The organism is Veillonella sp. ZSJB6 (assembly GCF_051549505.1).
Lineage (GTDB): Bacteria > Bacillota > Negativicutes > Veillonellales > Veillonellaceae > Veillonella.
The window spans coordinates 1-278 of the sequence record NZ_JBPUGE010000036.1; the positions used below are offsets into that span (position 1 = coordinate 1).

The following is a 278-nucleotide window of genomic DNA, read 5'->3' on the forward strand; positions in this document are numbered from 1 at the left end:
GAACATCAACGTTATTTCGAAGTACGGAACGATCAAGGTATGTTGCTTCCTCATTTTATTTCTGCTCGTAATGGCGATCGGGTAAAATTGGAAAATGTGGTACGAGGCAATCAAAAAGTATTGACTGCTCGTTTAGAAGATGCGGAATTCTTTTATAATGAAGACAAGAAAGCTTCAATCGACCAATACGTTGAAAAATTAAAAACTGTTACTTTCCATGAAAAAATCGGTAGCATCTATGAGAAAATGCAACGGGTACAAGTCATCGCTCGCATCAT

Annotated in this window: 1 protein-coding gene; it reads left to right on the forward strand. The window is 37.4% G+C overall.

Annotated features, from left to right (window positions below; genetic code table 11):
• The coding region (locus tag ACSV5T_RS09800) for a glycine--tRNA ligase subunit beta (RefSeq protein WP_438320984.1) at positions 1-278 on the forward strand (278 nt) is incomplete at both ends.